Consider the following 18,113-nt stretch of genomic DNA (forward strand, 5'->3'; position numbering starts at 1 on the left):
CGCGGCGCTTGAGCGCTTGGCGGCGGTCGGGTAATGTCACTCAATCGCACAGGACAGAGCACGCTCATGACTTCCAAGCTGGAACAACTCAAGCAATTTACCACTGTGGTTGCCGACACCGGCGACATCGATGCGATCAGCCGCCTCAAGCCCGTCGACGCCACCACCAACCCTTCGCTGCTGCTCAAGGCCGCGTCCATGCCCGGCTACGCCGAGCTGCTGAACGACGCCGTGCGCGACGTGAAGGGCGATATCGGCCTGGCCTGCGACCGTTTTGCGGTGTCGGTGGGCAGCGGCATCCTCAAGGTGATCCCGGGCCGCATCTCCACTGAAGTGGACGCCCGCCTGTCGTTCGACGAACCGGCCCTGCTGGGCAAGGCCCACCAGTTGATCGACCTGTACGACAAGGCCGGCGTTGGCCGCGACCGCGTACTGATCAAGCTGGCGTCCACCTGGGAAGGCATCCGCGCCGCCGAGAAGCTGGAGAAGGAAGGCATCCAGACCAACCTGACCCTGCTGTTCTCCTTCGCCCAGGCCGCCGCCTGCGCCGACGCCGGGGTGTTCCTGATCTCGCCGTTCGTGGGCCGCATCTACGACTGGTACAAGAAGTCCACCGGCCAGGAATACACCGGTGCCGAAGACCCAGGCGTACAGTCGGTCACCCGCATCTACAACTACTACAAGGCCAACGGCTACGACACCGTGGTGATGGGCGCCAGCTTCCGCAACATCAGCCAGATCGAAGAGCTGGCCGGTTGCGACCGCCTGACCATCAGCCCTGAGCTGCTGCAGAAGCTGTCGGATGACACCGGCACCCTGGCGCACAAGCTCAAGCCAGGCAATGGCGGCGAAGCCAAGCACCCGCTGACCGAAGCGCAGTTCCGCTGGGAGTCCAACGAAGACGCCATGGCCACCGAGAAGCTGGCCGAAGGCATTCGCCAGTTCGCCCGCGACCAGGAAAAACTGGAAGCGCTGCTCAAAGCCAAGATCTGATTCGCGGCGCGGCAACGAAAAAGGGCGACTCCCATGGGAGTCGCCCTTTTTTGTGCCTGGCCTGGCGGAAGAGTTGCGGTGGCCGCATCGCGAGCAAGCTCGGCTCCTACAAAAGCGAGCCGGGTCAGCTGCGTTCGAGGGCGCTGACCAGGTCGTGGAACGCCTCGCGATTGGAGTCGTTCAGGCCCATGAGGATCTTGTGCGCCTCCAGCACCTTGGTGCGCACGATGTCTTCGGACTGGTCCTGGGACGGCAGGTCGGTCAGGCACTCGGGGCACGGGATAGGCCGGCCGACGATGTTGAACACCTGGTCGAAGCCCATGGATTGCAGCAGGCGCGTGATGTCCTCGTGGGTCGTGACCACGGTGGGCAGCAAGCCAACCTTCTGCCGCGACAGGATCGACAGCTTGGCCAACAGGCCCAGCGTGGTGCTGTCAATGCTGCGCGTCTCGGTGAGATCGATAACGATCGCCGAGAAGTTCAGGGCAGTGAAGATCTTCTCAATAGTCGCATCCAGCGCCGAACACAGGGTCAGGCGCACTTCACCAACAAATTTCAGCACGAAGGTGCCATTTTGTTCAGCGAACTGGATTCTACCAGTACTCATTCTAGGTTCCTGCTTAGCACCATCAGGGCGATATCATCCGGCATCTCCCCAAGCGTGGCCAATCCAAACTTGCGCCGCAGGCCATCCAGGCCGCCGCCGACTTCCTTGACGATTTCCGGCAAGGCAGCCTCTTTATCTTTGAGTGTTTCGCCGGGCAAAAGGTCCAGAATGCCATCAGAGAACAAGGTCAAGCTGAAGCTCTCCGGCAATTCCAGCACGTGGTCAGTGTAGGTGGCTTCGTTGAACAGCCCCACTGGCAAGCCACGCCCTTCCAGGTAACGCACCTGGCCCTGGCTGAAGAACACCGGCAGCGGCAAGTGCCCGCCGATGCTGTAGGTCAGCAGCCCCGTGTCTTCGTCGATCACCCCGCCCACCATGGTCACATGCTTGCCCAGCTTGCAGTTGATCAGCCCGCGGTTGATATGGCCCAGCACTTCCGACGGCTTGAACTCCGGCAGCGTGCCATTGCGCTTGAATTCGAACATCAGGCGCGTGGTCATGAATTTCAACAGCACGGTCACGAAGGCCGAGGAGGCACCATGCCCGGAAACGTCAGCCAGATAGAATGCCACTCTACGCTCATCAACGCGAAAACAGTCGACGAAATCACCTGAAAGGTACAAAGAGGGGATTATCTGGTGCTCGAAGGTGAAGCCGTCGACCACCCAGGGGCTCTCGGGCAGCATGTTCATCTGCACCTGGCGCCCGGCGTTCTGGTCCTCCTGCAACAGGTGCAGGCTGGCTTCCAGTTCGCGGTTGGCGGTTTCCAGCTTTTCGCGATAACGCTGGTTTTCCTTCAGCAGCCAGGCACGGTCGAGCGCCCGGCGCACCGAGTGCTCGAGCACCGCCAGGTCTTCGAGGGGCTTGATCAGGTAGTCGGACGCACCCAGGCGCAAGGCCTCGACGGCATCGTTCATGACCCCGGCACCGGACAGCACGATCACCGGCATGTCCGGCGCGCGCTCGGTGACCTGGCGGATCAGCTCAAGGCCGCCAACCTGCGGCATGCGCAAGTCGCAGATCACGAGATCGGGCTGTTCCTGCTCGAATACCTGAAGTCCCTCCAGGCCGTTACAGGCCTGCAGGACGCTGAAACCACTGTCTTCCAGGTAGGCGGCGAGACTCGCACGCACTACGTCGTCATCATCGATTATCAGCAGCGTGGCACTGGTTTTCTGCATGTGGGCAAACGGCGCCAGAAATTGGTTGGCGTAAGGTACTCGGCCGGGCCTGAGCTCGCTTACTGGATTCACTTCTAGCCTCTCTTGGCAGTGGTTGCAAGGCCAAAGCCTGCCACACTGAACCAGAGGTGCCCTCTAAGGCGCAGACGGTACTCCCATCCGCCGGGTGTTTCAAGCGTGTGCCGATGGTCGCTTGCTGTCTTTACAGCGCAAATCACCGGGGGTTATAAAAACCTATCCGCAAGCAACCTAATGGAAGGATGCAGCCCATGTCCCAAGCCGAGCGCGACTTCGCCGAAAAACGTGATTTCATCCGCATGACGGTCAACGCCAAGGTGTTTCTCATCGTCGACGGCCAGCGCGTGCTGGGCGTGTGCCGCGACCTCTCCAGCACCGGCATGCAGATCGAGGCGCGCAGCGCGTTGCGGGTGGGTGACGTGGTGGGCGTGCACCTGCCCTCCGAGCACGCGGCGCTGCGCGACCTCGACGCCCAAGCGGAAGTGGTACGCATCGAGGAACTGGGCGCCGGCTTGCAGACCATCGGCCTGAGCATCGTGGAGATGCGCTGAGCAGCAAAAAGGCGACCACAGGGGTCGCCTTTTTTTCATGCAGCGGTGAATCAGAAATCGTCGACGACGTGGCCGTCCTTGATCTTGTATTCGCGCGTCTGCAGGTAGGCGTTGCGGATGAAGATGTACTTGTCGCCGTTGATCATCTTCTCGGCCTGCAGCAGCTGGGCGCGGGTGTCGACGATGCTCAGGGCGAACAGGCTGTTGCGCAGCGACATGTCGTCCATGTAGCGGTACGGCTGGGTGAAGCTGTCCGGGTACTTGGCGATGCCGTCACGTACGGTGCTCGGGCCCAGCAGCGGGATCATCACGTACGGGCCGCTCGGCACGCCCCACTTGCCCAGGGTGATGCCGAAGTCCTGGTCGTTGCGCTGCAGGCCCATGCGGGTACCCACGTCGAACAGGCCGGCGACGCCCAGGGTGGTGTTGAGCAGCAGGCGCGCGGTGTCGACGCCGGCGGCCTGGGGGTTGGCCTGCAGCACGTCGTTGGCGAAGTTGCCGACGTCACCGATGTTGTTGAAGAAGTTGTGCACGCCATCCTGCATGAACTGCGGCGTGATCCACTGGTAGCCCTTGGCGATCGGCTTGAGCGCGTAGGTATCCAATGTGTCGTTGAAGCGGAAAATGACGCGGTTGGCCCCTTCCCATGGGTCTTCATCGGCGGCCTGGGCCACAACCGGGGCCAGGACGACGCCGGCGATCAGGCAGGCCTTGGCCAGACGATCGATCACACCCGTACCGATCAAGCGCATAGATGTTACTCCTTGGAATTCGATTCACGCCCCCGGGGGCGCATTACAGAGTGACCCAGTATAAAGCTTCTGCGCCGAATCCGTCAGTTTAGTCGCAAAGTGTTCCTTCTCCGACCAAAGTAGCGTCACGCCGCATTCATACAACTGTCACGCATTCCCCGTAGCCTTCATCGGTCCAAACAGGGAAGCCGACATGCCTGACACCGCACCCTGCGTCCCCACTTTCACCGCACTGCTGTTCGGCCTGAGCGGCTGCCTGGTGGATTTCGGCGCACGCACCGAACCCGACGCCGGCCCTACCCCCGGGGCCCTGCAAGCGTTGAAACTGCTGCGTCACCAGGGCGTGCCCTGTGCGTGGCTGGATGAACTGGACGACACCCTCGCCCTGCCCCTGGCCGCGCCGCTGCCGCGCTGGGTAAAAGCCGTCGGCGTGCCCGATGGCAACCCCTGGCCCGCCCCCGATGCCTGCTGGCAGGCGCTGATGCACTTGAACGTCTCGCGCCTGGACGGCTGCGTGCTGGTCAGTGGCAACCCGCGTTTGTTGCAGTCGGGGCTCAACGCCGGGCTGTGGACCGTGGGCCTGGCGTCGTGCGGGCCGCTGTGCGGGCTGTCCGCCGAGCAATGGGGCGAACTGGAAGCGCGCGAGCGCGACCTGCTGCGCGGCAAAGCCACGCTGAAGCTGTTCGCCCTGGGGGTGCATTCGGTGATCGATCACCTGGAAGAGCTGGAGGCCTGCCTGGCCGACATCGCCCTGCGTCGCTACAAGGGTGAAAAACCCTGATACGACTGCATTGATCAGGATCATGCAGGGAACGCGGCGGTGGATTAATCTAAAGGTCAGTCATGGACCTTTGGCACCGCGCCGCGGTCAATGGCTGTGCCTATCATTGAAGGGAGATCGCCATGCCTGCCCGCGAACTGCAAGAGCAATTGAACACATTGCGCGAGCAATTGGAGCAGAACCCGCCGCTTAACGAAGAGGAGCGTGCCAACCTGCACGACCTGATGGCCCAGATCGAGGCCGAGCTGCAACTGGAAACCGCCACCAACAACCCCAACCTCGCCGACGGCGTGAACCTGGCCGTGGAGCGCTTCGAAGTGGAGCACCCAGGGCTTGCCGGGACGCTGCGCAACATCGTCCAGACCCTGGGTGGCATGGGGATCTGACCCAGCCCCGTAGCCGCTGCCGCCAGGCTGCGCTGGCCCGATGCCTCGCTGAAGAACTTCAGGGTCCACACCGGCCAGCGCAGCCTACGGCAGCGGCTACAGAATCCGTTACTGGCGCACCAACCGTGCGTTTTCCAGGGTGACCGCCGAGGTGCTGCGGTACGGGTTGATGTCCAGCCCGCCGCGGCGTACGTAGCGCGCGTATACCGTCAGCTCCTGCGGGTCCAGCAGGCGCTTCAAGTCCATGAAGATGCGTTCCACACACTGCTCGTGGAAGTCCGAGTGCTGGCGGAAGCTCACCAGGTACGCCAGGAAGCTGGCGTGGTCCAGGGCCGGGCCGCGGTAGTGCACGGCGACGCTGCCCCAGTCGGGCTGGCTGGTGACCGGGCAGTTGGATTTCAGCAGATGGCTGTGCAGGCTCTCCTCCACCACGCGCGACGGGTCGCAGCGCAGCAGTTCGGGCTGCGGGTGCTCATAACTGGAAATGCTCACGTCCAGGTCGTCGACACACACGCCCGGCAAGGCCACCACGCCTTCGGCCTGCACGTCGGCCAGCGAACGCACGCGCACGCCTACCGGCTTGCCGGCAGCGGCGGACAGGTCCTTGACCAGGCAGGCTTCCAGCGCCTGCACGCTGTCGAACGGGGTCTGGTTCAGGGAGTTGAGGTAGAGCTTGAACGACTTAGACTCGATGATGTTCGGCGAGTCGGCCGGGATGCTGAATTCACCGATGGCTACCACCGGCTTGCCCGATGGCAGCAGCCACGACAGTTCGAAGCAGTTCCAGAAGTCGACGCCCTGGTACGGCAGGGTCTCGGCGCTCAGGCCCAGCTCGGCCCATTTGGCCGCGCGCGGGATGGGGAACAGCAGGGATGGCGTGTAGGTGGAGATGTATTCGCTGGACTTGCCCAACGGCGAATGTTCGGCTGCGGGATGCATGTTGGAAACCTGGACGTGAGTAAACCCGCCCAGTTTACCACGCACTTTGCGTGCCCAGTGGTTGCATTCGACGCGGCCCCTGGCCGCTGCTACAGGGCCCTCCGTAGCAGCGGCCGCAGGCCGCGTCAGGGGGCCAGTCGTAGCAGCGGCCACAGGCCGCGTCAGGGGGGCCAGTCGTAGCAGCGGCCGCAGGCCGCGTCAGGGGGTCACTCGTAACGCAACGCGTAGGCCGGTTCGATCTGCGCGGCGCGCCAGGCCGGGTACACGGTGGCCAGGAAGCTGAGGATCAGGCCGGCACTGCAGATCATGATCACGTCGCCCGCCTGCAGGTCCGACGGCAGGTTGCTGATGAAGTACACGTCCGAGGTGAAGATGTGCTGGCCGGTGGTGCGCTCCAGCCAGCCCACCACGGCGCTGACGTTGATGGCGGCGATGACGCCCAGCACGCCGCCGATCAGGGTGCCAACCACGCCGATCACCGTGCCCTGGACCATGAAGATCCCCATGATCTGCCGCGGCGTGGCGCCGATGGTGCGCAGGATGGCGATATCGGCGCCCTTGTCGTTCACCACCATGATCAGCGTGGCGATGATATTGAACGCGGCGACCGCGACGATCATCAGCAGCAACAGGCCGATCATGGTCTTTTCCATCTTCATGGCGCTGAACAGGCTGCCCTGGGTGTGGGTCCAGTCGTCGGCCTTGTAGCCCTCACCCAGGCTGGCGGCGATGGCCTTGGACACCTGGGGCGCCATGTACAGGTCCTTGAGCTTGAGCCGCACGCTCTGCACCTGGTTGGGCTGCCAGTGCTGGATCTGCGCGGCGTCGGCCATGTGGATCAGGGCCATGGAGCCATCCAGCTCGGCGCCCACCTTGAACACGCCCACCACGTTCAGGCGCTGCAGGCGTGGGGTGATGCCACCCGGTTCGCCGCTGAGCTCCGGCACGATCAGGGTGATCTTGTCACCCACGTTGAGGCCGAAGCGGCGCGCGGTGATGTCGCCGATGACCACGCCGAACTCGCCCGGCTTGAGGTCCTGCAGCGCACCCTTGGTGATGTGGTCGGCAACGATCGAGACCTTGCCTTCCTGGGCCGGGTCGACACCGCTGACCTGGATCGGCTGCATGTAGCCCTTGTAGGACAGCATGCCGTCCATGTCGGTGAACGGCACCGCGGCCAGCACCTCGGGGTTCTTCAACGCGGCGGCGGCCACCGGCTGCCAGTCGTCCAGGGGCTTGGCGCCCAGGACCGTGGCGTGGGGCACCATGCCGAGGATGCGCGAACTCATTTCCTTCTGGAAACCGTTCATCACCGACAGCACCACGATCATCGCCAGCACGCCGAGGGCCAGGCCGATCATCGAGGTCATGGAGATGAACGAGATGAAATGGTTGCGGCGCTTGGCCCGGGTGTAGCGCGCGCCGACGAAGATGGATAAGGGTCTGAACATACGTCAAGGCACCTGGAAAAAGGGTTGGAGCAACGCCCGGGCGAACCCGGGCGCAAGGGCTTAGATCGGAACCAGACGGCCCTCTTCCAGGCGCAGCACGCGGTCCATCTGCCGGGCCAGGTTGAGGTCGTGGGTCACCACCAGGAAGGCGGTGCGCAGCGATACGCTCAACTCCAGCATCAGGTCCTGGATGCCCTGGGCGGTGTGCTGGTCGAGGTTGCCGGTGGGTTCGTCGAGCATCACCAGCCCCGGCTTGTTCACCAGCGCACGGGCGATGGCCACGCGCTGGCGCTCGCCGCCCGACAGCTCGGCCGGCTTGTGCGACAACCGATGGCCCAGGCCTACGCGCTCCAGCAGCGCCGTGGCACGTTGCTTGGCCTCGGGGATCGGCGTCTTGCCGATCAGCAGGGGCATGCACACGTTCTCCAGTGCGGTGAACTCGGGCAGCAGGTGGTGGAACTGGTAGACGAAGCCCAGCGCGCGGTTGCGCAGCAGGCCGCGGGCCTTCTCGTTCAGCGCCGACAGCTGCTCGCCGGCCAGCCAGACGCTGCCGGTGCTGGGCGTGTCGAGGCCGCCAAGCATGTTCAGCAGGGTGCTCTTGCCCGAGCCCGACTGGCCGACGATGGCCACGCGCTCGCCGGCGAACAGCTCCAGCTGCAGGTTCGACAACACCACCACCGACTCCGGGCCTTCCTCGTAGGATTTGCCCAGGTTGCGGCAACTCAGCACTGCTTTATCACTCATGCCCAACTCACTCATAACGTAGCGCCTCTGCCGGCTGGGTGCGCGCCGCGCGCCACGCCGGGTACAGGGTCGCGAGGAAACTCAGGACCAGTGCCGCACCGCAGACCATGAACACGTCATTGGCCATCAGTTGCGACGGCAGGTAATCGATGAAATAGACGTCGGGGTTGAGGAACTTGTGCCCGATGACCTTTTCCAGCAGCGCGATGGCGCCGCTGACGTTGACGGCCGCGAGCATGCCCAGCCCGGCACCGATCAGGGTGCCGACGACGCCGATGACGGTGCCCTGCACCATGAAGATACGCATGATCTGACCGGGCGTGGAGCCCAGGGTGCGCAGGATGGCAATGTCGCCGCGCTTGTCGTTCACCACCATCACCAGGGTGGAGATGATGTTGAACGCCGCCACCGCAACGATCAGCAACAGCAGCAGGCCGATCATGGATTTCTCCATGCCGATGGCCTGGTACAAGTTGCCGTGGGTGCGCGTCCAGTCGCGGGCGTAGTACTCGTCGCCCAGGCCCTGGGCAATCTGCCAGGAAATGCGCGGCGCCTGGAACAGGTCGGCGAACTTCAGCCGCACGCCCTGCACCTGGCCCGGCTGCCAGCGGTGCAGGCGCGCCAGGTCGTCGAGGTTGGTCAGGCCCAGGTAGCCGTCGATCTCGCCGGCGCCCACGTGGAAGGTGCCGGTGACAGTGAAGCGCTTCATGCGCGGGAACATGCCCGCCGGGGTGATGCTGACTTCCGGGGTGACGAACGTGACCTTGTCGCCCACCTTCACGCCCAGCTTGTTGGCCGCGTTGTCGCCCAGCATGATGCCGAATTCGCCGGCCTTCAGGTCGTCGAGGCTGCCCTGCTTGATGAACTGGTCAAGGATGGTGACCTTGCGTTCCTCCGCCGGGTCGACGCCGTTGAGCAGCATCTTCTGGACCTTGCCGTCATTCGTCATAAGGCCCTGCATCTGGGTGTAGGGGGCTACCTCCAGCACCGCGGGATTCTGCTTTACTTTACTGGCAAGGGCCTGCCAGTCATCGATGGGCTTGCTGGACTCGATGGTCGCGTGGGGCACCATGCCGAGCACGCGGGTGCGCATTTCATGATCGAAGCCGTTCATCACCGAGAGCACCACGATCATCACGATCACGCCAAGGGCGAGTCCGATCATCGAGGTCAGGGAAATGAATGACACAAAATGATTGCGACGCTTGGCGCGGGTGTAACGCGCGCCGATGAAAACGAAGAGAGGTCTGAACATGTCGGGGCTTGTTCGAATGAAAGAGGAACGTCCTTGTGGCGGGGCTTGACGAGCAGCTTTACACTCAGACCACCGCCGCTACCATGGGTTCGCCATGTCGACATTAGATGAAGAAGATCGCCGCGAATACTACCGTATCGACGATAGGATCGCACTGGAAATTCAACCACTTTCAGCTGCCGACGCCGCTGGCACGGACTTGTTGCAAGATGCTTCACCGCTGTTCAACCTGCTCAGCGAACTGCACCTCAGCGAATTCGAGTCCCAGCACCTGCTGCGCCAGCTCAGCGACAGCGACCGCACCCTGGGCAATTTCCTCAAGGCCCAGAACAAGCGCATCGACCTGCTCAGCCAGGTGGTGGCGCAGACCATCCTGGGGCACATCGGCGAGCCACGGCCGGTGGTGTTGTCCGAGGGTGGCGTGGAATTTCGCCAGGCCGAGGCCATTGCCCCGGGCAGCCGCGTGTCGGTGAAAATGGCGCTGATGCCCCAGGCCCTGGGCCTGCTGCTGCGTGCCAAGGTCACCCACTGCGACGCCAAGCCTGACGGCCAGTTCGAGATTGGCACCGAGTTCGATGACATCAGTGACGCCCAGCGCCAGCTGCTGGCCCGTTACATCCTGCAAAAACAAGCGGCCGAACGGCGCCGCGAACGTGAACAAAACGATTCCCCGGGTGCCTGAGTTTCAGCCCTCCTCCGACTTCTGCATTTTTTGAAGGAACAGACGTGACCCTTATTTATGGCCACCGCGGCGCCAAAGGCGAAGCACCGGAAAACACCCTCACCAGTTTCCAGGAATGCCTCAAGCACGGCGTGCGCCGTTGCGAACTGGACCTGCACCTGTCTCGCGACGGCGAGTTGATGGTCATCCACGACCCGACCCTGAAGCGCACCACCGACCGCCGCGGCAAGGTGGTGGAGCACGACGCTGCGGAGCTGGTGACCTACGACGCGCGCAAGGGCGGCCCGGGCTGGGTGCAGCCCTGCCCCATCCCGCGCTTGGAAGACCTGTTCAAGGCCTGCGATTTCGAACACTGGCAGCTGGAGGTCAAGAGTGCCTCGCGCACCCGCGCCGCCACCACGGTGCTGGCGATTCGCGAACTGGCCCAGGAATACGGGATGCTGGACAAGGTGACCATCACCTCGAGCTCCCGGGAAGTGCTGCGCGCCGCTGCCGAGCTGACCCCGGACCTGGCCCGTGGCCTGGTGGCCGAATACGCCTGGCTGGACCCGCTGAAGGTGGCCCAGAACTACGGCTGCAATCTATTGGCGCTGAACTGGACCCACTGCACCCCCGAGCGACTGATCAAGGCCCAGCGCCAGGGGTTGCATGTGTCGGTGTGGACGGTCAACGAGCCGGCACTGATGCGCCGGCTCGCCGACTTCGGCGTTGACAGCCTGATTACAGACTTTCCCGGTTTGGCCACCGCCACGCTCGGGAATCGCTGAAATCGGTATCCCCGGCCGGCTCAGGCCACCGGCCGGAGCCGCTCAAAAAAGCCGGTTCAGGCCGTCATAGGCCGCTACCCGATAGGCTTCGGCCATGGTCGGGTAGTTGAAGGTGGTGTTGACGAAATACTTCAGGGTATTGAGTTCGCCCGGCTGGTTCATGATGGCCTGGCCGATGTGCACGATCTCCGACGCCTGGTCGCCGAAGCAATGCACGCCGAGGATCTCCAGCGACTCGCGGTGGAACAGGATCTTCAGCATGCCCACCGGCTCGCCGGAGATCTGCGCGCGGGCCATGCCCTTGAAGAACGCCTTGCCCACCTCGTACGGCACCTTGGCCTGGGTCAGCTCGGCCTCGGTCTTGCCGATGGAGCTGATCTCGGGAATGGTGTAGATGCCGGTCGGCACGTCGTTGACGTAGCGCCAGCTGCCGTTGTCCACCACGCTGCCGGCGGCCGAACGGCCCTGGTCATAGGCGGCACTGGCCAGGCTCGGCCAGCCGATCACGTCGCCGGCGCCATAAATGGTCGGCACGCTGGTGCGGTAGGCTTCGTCGACGGTGATCTGGCCACGGCCGTTGACCTTGATGCCGATGTTCTCCAGGCCCAGCTTGTCGGTGTTGCCGGTACGGCCGTTGCACCACAGCAAGGCGTCGGCCTTGATTTTCTTGCCGGACTTGAGGTGCAGCACCACGCCGTTGTCCAGGCCTTCGACGCGCTCGTACTCTTCGTTATGGCGGACCATGACGTTGTTGTTGCTGAAGTGGTAGCTCAGGCCCTGGGAAATTTCCGAGTCCAGGAAGCTCAGCAGCTGCTCGCGGTTGTCCACCAGCTCCACCAGCACGCCCAGGCCGCTGAAGATCGACGCGTATTCGCAGCCGATGACCCCGGCGCCGTAGATGATCAGTTTGCGCGGGGTGTGGGTGAGGCTCAGGATGGTGTCGCTGTCGTAGATGCGCGAGTGGTGGAAGTCGATGTCGGCCGGGCGATACGGGCGCGAGCCGGTGGCGATGATGATCTGCTTGGCCACCAGTTTTTCCTGGGCGCCATTGGCACAGATCACTTCCACGGTCTGCTCGTCGGAGAAGCTGCCGGTGCCGAAGAACACGTCGACGCGGTTGCGCGAATAGTAGGTGGTGCGCGAGGCGACCTGCTTGGCGATGACCTGCTCGGCGCTTTTCAGCACGTCCGGGAACGAGAACCAGCGCGGCTCGCCAATGGCCCGGAACATGGGGTTGGTGTTGAACTGGATGATCTGCTTGACCGAGTGACGCAGGGCCTTGGACGGGATGGTGCCCAAGTGGGTGCAGTTGCCGCCGACCTGGCGGCGGCTGTCGACCATCGCCACCTTGCGCCCCGCCTTGGCGGCGTTCATTGCCGCGCCTTCACCCGCGGGCCCGGAACCCAGCACCACTACATCATAGTTGTAGACAGCCATGCGTACTCCTTCAGAACAGGCCGAGGCACCACTCTGGTACCTCCGGCTCAACATGCCGCCAGCGCGGCATCGAAAACTCGGGGATGCAGTCTATAGAAGCGGAATCGCCGCGAACATTAACCCTTGGTCGCGTCAAAGGCTATCACCTGCACGTCAATGATCAACTTTTCCTGCTGCCGCCATCCGTTCGAATGCAGGCGTCGGCCGGCTGGACAGCACCTCGCCATCGCGGCGCACGAACAGCGCGGCGATGTCGTGGCCACTGGCGTAGTCCCAGCCCTGCTCCGGCCCCAGAATCATCAACAGGGTCGACAGGCCATCGGCCGACAACGCCGAAGGATGAATCACCGTGACCGAGGCCAGGGCGTGGCTGATGGGCGCGCCGGTGCGCGCGTCGAGCAGGTGCGAATAACGCCGGTGCTCCTGCACGAAGTAGTGGCGGTGCTCGGCCGAAGTGGACACTCCGTAACCGTCGACGCCCAGCACCTGGCTGGCCTGCTGGTCGTCGGCGCGCGGGGTGGGCACGCTGGCCTGCCAGGCGCTGCCATCGGGCTTGCGCCCCGCCGCTTTCAGCTCGCCCGTGGCCTCGGCCAGGTAGCTGCCGATGCCCAGGGCCTGCAGCCGCGCGCCGATACGCTCCACCGCGTAGCCGGCGGCGACGCTGTTGAGGTCGACCTGCACGGCGGCGTCCTTGCACAACTGGTTGCCGCTGATACTCAGGTGACGGTAGCCCACGCGCTGGCGGGTCAGGGCCAGCACGGCCGGGCGCGGCACCTGTTGCAGGCGGCTGTGCGGACCGAAGCCCCAGAGGTTCATCAGCGGCCCCACGGTCTGGTCATAGGCGCCATCGCTGGCACTGGACAGCGACTGGCCGTACTGCACCAGTTCCAGCACCGCCGGCGGCATCACCCGGCAGCTGTCGGCCGGCAAGGCGTTGAAGCGCACCAGCTCGGAGTCGTCGCGGTACAGCGACAGCTGCTGGTCAAGGTCGCCGAGGATGCGCTCCACCTCCGCCTGCACCTGGCCGGGCCGTGGCGTCTGGGCGGTGGGCACGTATTGAATGGTGTAGCGACTGCCCATGGTGGGCCCGCTGAAGGACTCCACCGGGTCGCCAGCGCTGCAACCCGCCAGGGCCGTCAGCAGGTTGAGCAGGAGAAAAGGACGGGCAAGGTGCGTGGACAGGCGAATTTTGACTTAACCTTGAGGCAGACATTCGAGGAAGACGCCATTATGCGCCACAAGCCGCTGTTGCTTCTGCTCTTCTTCTGCGCCCTGGCCTGGGGCAACAGCGCCGACCGTCTCAACGAGGCGAATTTCGCCACGCAATGGGGACAGTCGCCGACATTGCAGCGCAAAAACCAGGCGCTGCTCAATTACCTATTCGTCGACGTCTACGCCGCCGCTTTCTATACCGAAGCCGACGTCAGCCCGCAGCAGGCCGTGGACAGCCTGCGCGACCAGCGCCTGGAGCTGTTCTACTTCCACGACATCGGCCGCGACGACGTGATCAAAGCCGCCAATCAGACCCTGCAACGCCAGGCCAGCCCCAACCAGCTGCGGGCGGCCCGCCCGGAAATCGACCGCCTGCACCAGAGTTTTATCGACATCCATGCCGGTGACCGTTATGCCCTCACCTACAACAGCGCATCGGGGCTCACCCTGGAGCGCAACGGCCAGGTCATTTTTATCAGCAAAGACAAGGACTTGGCACGTTTATACCTGAACATCTGGCTGGCCCCCAGGGGCCTTTCTGACAACTTGCGCGAGGCACTTTTGCAGCCTCGGGCGTCTTGAACGATCGGCTGAAACGTTACACCTTTCAGGCAGAATCGTTGCCAAGTCCTACACTTATACATATTGTTACAAATTATTTTTCGCAAAACGGCCCCAAGGCCTGCGAAAGGCCGTGCGCTGCGGCCACCAACTACAACAATTTGCAGTGAGTGCACTTCCATGGCCTCGACCACAGGCAAGGGCAAGGCGATTTTTCGCGTTGTCAGCGGCAACTTCCTCGAGATGTTCGACTTCATGGTGTATGGCTTTTACGCCACCGCCATCGCCAAGACCTTCTTCCCCTCCGACAGCGCCTTCGCCTCGCTGATGCTGTCGTTGGCGACGTTCGGTGCCGGCTTCCTGATGCGCCCGCTGGGGGCGATATTCCTCGGCGCCTACATCGACCGCCATGGCCGCCGCCAAGGGCTGATCGTTACCCTGGCAATGATGGCCATGGGCACCGTGCTGATCGCCTGCGTCCCCGGCTACGCCACCCTGGGCGTGGCGGCGCCGCTGCTGGTGCTGCTGGGCCGCTTGCTGCAAGGCTTCTCCGCCGGCGTGGAACTGGGCGGCGTGTCGGTGTACCTGGCGGAAATCGCCACGCCCGGCCGCAAGGGCTTCTTCGTCAGTTGGCAGTCCGCCAGCCAGCAGGCAGCCGTGGTGTTCGCCGGCCTGCTGGGCGTGGCCCTGAACCACTGGCTGAGCCCCGAGCAGATGGGCGACTGGGGCTGGCGGGTGCCATTCCTGGTGGGCTGCATGATTGTGCCGGCCATCTTCATGATCCGTCGCTCGCTGGAGGAAACCCCGGAGTTCCAGGCCCGCAAACACCGCCCCAGCCTGAAGGAAGTCGTGCGCTCCATCGGCCAGAACTTCGGCCTGGTGCTGGCCGGCATGGCGCTGGTGGTGATGACCACCGTGTCGTTCTACCTGATTACCGCCTACACCCCCACTTTCGGCAAGGCCGAGCTGCACCTGTCCGACTTCGACGCCCTGCTGGTCACCGTGCTGATCGGCCTGTCGAATTTCTTCTGGCTGCCGGTGATGGGCGCGGTGTCCGACCGCATCGGCCGCAAGCCGCTGCTGCTGGCGGCGACCATCCTGGCGATCCTCACGGCCTACCCGGCGCTGAACTGGATGGTGCAGGCGCCCAGTTTTGAGCGCCTGCTGATGGTAGAGCTGTGGTTGTCGTTCCTGTACGGCAGCTACAACGGCGCCATGGTGGTGGCGCTGACCGAGATCATGCCAGTAGAGGTGCGGACCACCGGGTTCTCGCTGGCCTACAGCCTGGCCACCGCCACCTTCGGCGGCTTCACCCCAGCGGCCTGCACCTACTTGATCCATGTGCTGGACAACAAGGCGGCGCCGGGGATCTGGTTGAGTGGTGCGGCGGTGTTGGGGTTGGTGGCGACGTTGGTGCTGTTCCATGGGAACAAGCATGCACTGCGGACAGCCGAGGCTGCGGGGGCGTAAATACAGCCATAGGATCCGCCGCTGATCTGCTGTTGATCTGCTGTTGATCTGCTTGTGATTTGGCTTTTGATCTTGATCTGGCTTGTGATCTTGATCTTGATCTGGCTTTTGATCTTGGCCCCGTTAAGCGCCAGGGCCGACTGGAGGCGTCGATCAACGGGCTGCCCGAAGGGCCGAGGCCGCAGGCCGCAGGCCGAAGAGACGGTAACCCGCAGGCTTCTATAGCGGGTGCCGTCTGCCCGTTGAGCGGCGCCGGAAGGAGGGGACCCGTAGCGAAGCGTAGGGCCCAAGCAGGGGCAAGCCCTTTTTGCTTACTTTTTGGGGCGACTGCCAAAAAGTGAGTCGCCGTAAGGGCGAAACGGTCGGTGGCATCCCCGCGAAAATGGATATGTTTGAAATCCCCGAAGCGGGATTCGAAAGCCCTATGCGTATCCAGCATTCAGGGTGATGCACAATCACCTTTTCGGCCTTACGCCGAGTCACTTTTTGACAAACGCCTCAAAAAGTAACCAAAAAAGGCTTGCCCCTGCTTGGTCCCTCCGCTTCGCTGCGGGTCCCCTCCTTCCGGCGTCGCCCAAGCGGCCGACGGCCCGGAATAGAAGCGCCTCCGGTTCCGTCTTCCCCGGCTACGCCGTGGACCGCTCGGTCAACGCCTCCAGTCGGCCCTGGCGCTTTACGGGGCACACAATCAAGATCAACGGCCGCACGGGATCAAGATCAAGAGCGGTTCGCGGTGTTTCGAAAATAAAAAAACCCCGGCATCACTGCCGGGGCTTTTTCATTTCACGCTAGCGCTTAGCGTGGAAACGCTGGCGGATTCACACCCGCCATGTCTTCCATCACCCGCACTACCTGGCAGCTGTAGCCAAACTCGTTGTCGTACCAGACGTACAGCACAACGCGGTTGTCGTTGGCGATGGTCGCCTCGGCATCCACCACACCGGCGTGGCGCGAACCGACGAAGTCGGTGGACACCACTTCCTGGGAGTTCACGAAGTCGATCTGCTTGTGCAGGTCCGAGTGCATGGCCATCTGGCGCAGGTACTCGTTGATCTCTTCGCGAGTGGTGGCCTTTTCCAGGTTCAGGTTCAGGATGGCCATCGAGACGTTCGGCGTTGGCACGCGAATGGCGTTGCCGGTCAGCTTGCCGGCCAGCTCAGGCAGGGCCTTGGCAGCAGCGGTGGCGGCGCCGGTCTCGGTGATTACCATGTTCAGCGCGGCGCTGCGGCCACGGCGCGAACCCTTGTGGAAGTTGTCGATCAGGTTCTGGTCGTTGGTGTACGAGTGAACGGTCTCGACGTGGCCGTTGACGATGCCGAACTTGTCGTTGACGGCCTTGAGCACCGGCACGATGGCGTTGGTGGTGCAGGACGCCGCGGAAACGATCTTGTCGTCAGCGGTGATTTCGCCATGGTTGATGCCGTGGACGATGTTCTTCAGCTTGCCCTTGCCCGGTGCGGTCAGCACCACGCGGTCGATACCCGGGCAGGCCAGGTGCTGGCCCAGGCCGTCGGCGTCACGCCATACGCCGGTGTTGTCCACCAGCAGCGCGTCGCTGATGCCGTACTGGGTGTAGTCGACTTCGGCCGGGTTCTTCGCGTAGATAACCTGGATCAGGTTGCCGTTGGCGGTGATGGTGCTGTTGGCTTCGTCGATGGTGATGGTGCCGTCGAACGGGCCGTGTACCGAGTCGCGACGCAGCAGGCTGGCGCGCTTGACCAGGTCGTTCTCGGCGCCCTTGCGCACCACGATGGCCCGCAGGCGCAGGCCGTCGCCGCCACCGGTCTTCTCGATCAGGATGCGTGCCAGCAGGCGGCCGATGCGACCGAAGCCGTACAGCACGACGTCCTTGCCCTTGCGTGGGGAAGCGTTCTGCTGACCGACGATGTCGGCCATTTCTTCACGAACGAACTGCTCGGCAGTACGGCCGTTGCCCTGTTCCTTGAACTTGTTGGCCAGGCGGCCCAGGTCCACCGAGGCGGCGCCCAGTTTCAGCTCGCTCATGGCCTTGAGCAGGGGGAATGTCTCGTGGACAGACAATTCAACTTCGCCGGCCTGGCGGTGACGCGCAAAGCGGTGGGCCTTGAGGATCTGAATGACGGAACGGTTGATCAGGCTGCGGCCATAGATCGAGCTCACCACGTTGTTATTGCGGTAGAGCTGACCGATCAGCGGAATCATCGCCTCGGCGAGCGCTTCACGATCGATCCATTCACCAAGACACTGGTCGGGCTTCTGAGTCACGGGAACCTTCCACATGTAGGGACAGAAAAAAGGGGCTACATTATGACTTCGCGCGCACGCCGGAGCAATGAGCGCCTGTCGA

At 63.4% G+C, this 18,113-nt stretch carries 18 protein-coding genes; 8 read left to right on the forward strand and 10 right to left on the reverse strand.

Annotated features, from left to right (window positions below; genetic code table 11):
• The first annotated feature begins 66 nt into the window (after positions 1-66).
• Positions 67-993, forward strand: a complete 927-nt coding sequence (gene tal, locus AC0Z2B_RS18710) for a transaldolase (protein ID WP_416423452.1) — start codon at positions 67-69, stop codon at positions 991-993.
• Positions 994-1,117: 124 nt separating this feature from the next.
• Here tal and rssC read toward each other — a convergent pair whose 3' ends face one another.
• Together rssC and rssB are read right to left on the reverse strand one after the other, a co-directional pair.
• Positions 1,118-1,600, reverse strand: a complete 483-nt coding sequence (rssC, locus tag AC0Z2B_RS18715) for an anti-sigma factor antagonist RssC (RefSeq protein ID WP_416423451.1) — start codon at positions 1,598-1,600, stop codon at positions 1,118-1,120.
• Positions 1,597-2,781, reverse strand: coding sequence for a two-component system response regulator RssB (gene rssB / locus AC0Z2B_RS18720; RefSeq protein WP_416423450.1), 1,185 nt, complete (start codon positions 2,779-2,781; stop codon positions 1,597-1,599). The genes rssC and rssB overlap by 4 nt, the downstream gene beginning before the upstream one ends.
• A gap of 269 nt (positions 2,782-3,050) precedes the next feature.
• Between rssB and AC0Z2B_RS18725 the strand changes: the two genes are divergently transcribed.
• Positions 3,051-3,350 carry a PilZ domain-containing protein gene (locus tag AC0Z2B_RS18725; protein WP_476298634.1) on the forward strand — a complete coding sequence of 100 codons (300 nt, stop codon included), beginning with the start codon at positions 3,051-3,053 and terminating at the stop codon, positions 3,348-3,350.
• Between the two features lie 50 nt (positions 3,351-3,400).
• Here AC0Z2B_RS18725 and AC0Z2B_RS18730 read toward each other — a convergent pair whose 3' ends face one another.
• Positions 3,401-4,102 carry an MlaA family lipoprotein gene (locus tag AC0Z2B_RS18730; RefSeq protein ID WP_416423448.1) on the reverse strand — a complete coding sequence of 234 codons (702 nt, stop codon included), beginning with the start codon at positions 4,100-4,102 and terminating at the stop codon, positions 3,401-3,403.
• A 193-nt stretch (positions 4,103-4,295) separates the two neighbouring features.
• Between AC0Z2B_RS18730 and AC0Z2B_RS18735 the strand changes: the two genes are divergently transcribed.
• Together AC0Z2B_RS18735 and AC0Z2B_RS18740 are read left to right on the forward strand one after the other, a co-directional pair.
• Complete coding sequence (locus AC0Z2B_RS18735; RefSeq protein ID WP_476298636.1) at positions 4,296-4,883, forward strand: phosphonoacetaldehyde phosphonohydrolase-related protein; 588 nt, start codon at positions 4,296-4,298, stop codon at positions 4,881-4,883.
• Between the two features lie 122 nt (positions 4,884-5,005).
• Positions 5,006-5,269: a DUF4404 family protein gene (locus AC0Z2B_RS18740; protein ID WP_416423446.1), complete on the forward strand. Its 264-nt coding sequence runs from the start codon at positions 5,006-5,008 to the stop codon at positions 5,267-5,269.
• Between the two features lie 108 nt (positions 5,270-5,377).
• Here AC0Z2B_RS18740 and queF read toward each other — a convergent pair whose 3' ends face one another.
• The 4 genes from queF to AC0Z2B_RS18760 all read right to left on the reverse strand — a co-directional run bounded on the left by queF (position 5,378) and on the right by AC0Z2B_RS18760 (position 9,658).
• Positions 5,378-6,208, reverse strand: a complete 831-nt coding sequence (gene queF, locus AC0Z2B_RS18745; RefSeq protein WP_476298638.1) for an NADPH-dependent 7-cyano-7-deazaguanine reductase QueF — start codon at positions 6,206-6,208, stop codon at positions 5,378-5,380.
• Between the two features lie 206 nt (positions 6,209-6,414).
• Positions 6,415-7,659: a lipoprotein-releasing ABC transporter permease subunit gene (locus tag AC0Z2B_RS18750; RefSeq protein ID WP_473006044.1), complete on the reverse strand. Its 1,245-nt coding sequence runs from the start codon at positions 7,657-7,659 to the stop codon at positions 6,415-6,417.
• A 60-nt stretch (positions 7,660-7,719) separates the two neighbouring features.
• On the reverse strand, positions 7,720-8,403 hold the full coding sequence (lolD, locus tag AC0Z2B_RS18755) for a lipoprotein-releasing ABC transporter ATP-binding protein LolD (RefSeq protein ID WP_416423443.1): 684 nt from the start codon (positions 8,401-8,403) through the stop codon (positions 7,720-7,722).
• Between the two features lie 7 nt (positions 8,404-8,410).
• On the reverse strand, positions 8,411-9,658 hold the full coding sequence (locus AC0Z2B_RS18760) for a lipoprotein-releasing ABC transporter permease subunit (RefSeq protein WP_416423442.1): 1,248 nt from the start codon (positions 9,656-9,658) through the stop codon (positions 8,411-8,413).
• A gap of 94 nt (positions 9,659-9,752) precedes the next feature.
• On the opposite strand from AC0Z2B_RS18760, the gene AC0Z2B_RS18765 reads away from it, so the two are divergent.
• Both AC0Z2B_RS18765 and AC0Z2B_RS18770 read left to right on the forward strand, forming a co-directional pair.
• Positions 9,753-10,340: a PilZ domain-containing protein gene (locus AC0Z2B_RS18765; protein WP_416423441.1), complete on the forward strand. Its 588-nt coding sequence runs from the start codon at positions 9,753-9,755 to the stop codon at positions 10,338-10,340.
• A gap of 44 nt (positions 10,341-10,384) precedes the next feature.
• Positions 10,385-11,107, forward strand: a complete 723-nt coding sequence (locus tag AC0Z2B_RS18770) for a glycerophosphodiester phosphodiesterase (protein WP_416423440.1) — start codon at positions 10,385-10,387, stop codon at positions 11,105-11,107.
• Between the two features lie 42 nt (positions 11,108-11,149).
• On the opposite strand, the gene sthA is transcribed toward AC0Z2B_RS18770, so the two are convergent.
• Positions 11,150-12,544 carry a Si-specific NAD(P)(+) transhydrogenase gene (gene sthA / locus AC0Z2B_RS18775; protein WP_416423439.1) on the reverse strand — a complete coding sequence of 465 codons (1,395 nt, stop codon included), beginning with the start codon at positions 12,542-12,544 and terminating at the stop codon, positions 11,150-11,152.
• Positions 12,545-12,697: 153 nt separating this feature from the next.
• Positions 12,698-13,624, reverse strand: a complete 927-nt coding sequence (locus AC0Z2B_RS18780) for an FAD:protein FMN transferase (protein WP_476298641.1) — start codon at positions 13,622-13,624, stop codon at positions 12,698-12,700.
• Between the two features lie 90 nt (positions 13,625-13,714).
• Between AC0Z2B_RS18780 and AC0Z2B_RS18785 the strand changes: the two genes are divergently transcribed.
• Together AC0Z2B_RS18785 and tcuC are read left to right on the forward strand one after the other, a co-directional pair.
• Entirely contained in the window at positions 13,715-14,338 is a 624-nt protein-coding gene (locus AC0Z2B_RS18785) for a chalcone isomerase family protein (RefSeq protein ID WP_476298643.1), read from the forward strand.
• A gap of 159 nt (positions 14,339-14,497) precedes the next feature.
• A complete protein-coding gene (gene tcuC / locus AC0Z2B_RS18790) occupies positions 14,498-15,787 on the forward strand; it encodes a tricarballylate/proton symporter TcuC (RefSeq protein WP_476298645.1) in 1,290 nt (429 codons plus the stop codon).
• 795 nt (positions 15,788-16,582) lie between these two features.
• On the opposite strand, the gene AC0Z2B_RS18795 is transcribed toward tcuC, so the two are convergent.
• Positions 16,583-18,046, reverse strand: a complete 1,464-nt coding sequence (locus AC0Z2B_RS18795) for a glyceraldehyde-3-phosphate dehydrogenase (protein ID WP_476298646.1) — start codon at positions 18,044-18,046, stop codon at positions 16,583-16,585.
• Between the last annotated feature and the right edge of the window lie 67 nt (positions 18,047-18,113).

It is taken from the genome of Pseudomonas sp. GYB4201, assembly GCF_056312595.1.